The sequence below is a fragment of the Phenylobacterium sp. genome (assembly GCF_013822795.1).
In the GTDB taxonomy this organism is placed as follows: Bacteria; Pseudomonadota; Alphaproteobacteria; order Caulobacterales; family Caulobacteraceae; genus Phenylobacterium.
In genome coordinates this window covers 1-1540 of record NZ_PNLB01000041.1, presented here as the reverse complement: position 1 = coordinate 1540, position 1540 = coordinate 1, and the positions used below count along the sequence as shown (strand labels likewise).

The following is a 1540-nucleotide window of genomic DNA, read 5'->3' as shown; positions in this document are numbered from 1 at the left end:
GCACGAGAACTCGTGGCCCCGCTCGGCAAACCCAACCGGGCCGACCAGATGCAGGCCTTCATCGACCGACTCGACCCCGACACCCTGCACTGCGTGAAGATCACTGACCGTGGCAACGGCCTCTGGGCAGTCGAACTCACCGAGCTACTCCCACGAGGAGGTGAGCCCATCACCTACCACCAACTCATTCAAACCATCGACGCAAACGGTCGCACCTTCATCAATTCCATCGTCAAAGACCCCGACGCCACCTCCTAAACCGCCCGACACCCACCGAAAAGGAAGCACACAATGTCACTGCACACCCCACCAAACCGCCGCACGACCGATCGACATACACGCGGAAAAGTCATGGCGGCCAGCATCATCGCCGTCATGGCGATGAGCCCAGCATTCGCCGGCCCAGCATTCGCCGACGAACCCGAACAAGGAGGAGTCACCACCGAAGAACCCACCCCCGACCCCGGACAGGGCGGCGTGACCGACGTACCCGAAACCCCGGCTCCCGCTCCCGAATCGGCCCCAGCCCCAGCCCCAGCCCCGGAGTATCCACAAGGCGCCCTCCCATCACCGCCCAGCACGGGCGCGGACCCGGTGATCTGGACCGAACCCTCCGGCCCTTCGGCGGAGACCCCGTACACCCCGCTACCTCAAGGTCCACTCCACGAGCCACGACCCACACCACCGGTGGCACCGAAATACGTGCCCGTCGAACAAATCCGCCTAGGAAACCAGGTGTGGGACCGCGGTGTCGTGCCCGAACCATGGGCTGTCACGATCAACGAATACACAGGGTGGACCGAAGCCGAGATCGCCCGCCATTTCGAATCGATCGGCTTCACCAAAGACGAGGCGGCCCGCCGCGCCGCTGCAGCAGTATTCGCCGGAGTCACCGGCGGCGCGATCGTCGCTGTCGCCGTCGGCGGCACCGTCTTTCTGACCACCGCACTGCTCGCAGTGCCAGCGGGGGCACTCATCGGCGGCCTCATCGGGACCACTGTTCCCATCCCACCGCCGCCGCTCAACACTCTCGCCGGCGTCGGACTCGGCGCCGCCGCAGGACTCGGCGCCGCCGCTGCGGCAGGCGTCGCCAGCGGAACAGCTGCATTCACCGTCGCCGCCCTCGGATTCGGAATAGCTGGTTGGCTCCTAGGCGCAGGCGACGCCAACACCAACCCCACAGCGCCGTGGGACAAGCCATCCGCGCCCGACCCGGCCCCTGCACCACTGCCGAACCCGGAAGCCAACCAGTACGACCTGGTCCTTGACGCACCCACAGCATCGGGTGCCGGGCTTCCGGCGGTGGACTACACCGTTAACACCGATGGCGATGTGAACTTCTCGACGAACATCGCCGGTATCCCGCCGATCTCGGGTGGCTGGACCGCCGAGCAGGCCGCAGCACCGTATGAGGTCCTGGGCCAGTGGGCCCAGCCCGCGAAGGACGCCGTGGCTTCGGTGACCAAGCAGGCCAGCGACGGACTCACCGCCGTGGTCGACGGCCTGCACATCGCCTATCCGCAGACCCAACCAGCGCCAG

The 1540-nt window shown here is 66.6% G+C and carries 2 protein-coding genes; both read left to right on the top strand.

Annotated features, from left to right (window positions below):
- Positions 1-258 (top strand): hypothetical protein (locus C0481_RS21790; protein ID WP_293407840.1); only part of this gene is annotated, 258 nt, incomplete at its 5' end.
- 477 nt (positions 259-735) lie between these two features.
- The coding region (locus C0481_RS21785; RefSeq protein ID WP_293407839.1) for a hypothetical protein at positions 736-1540 on the top strand (805 nt) is incomplete at its 3' end.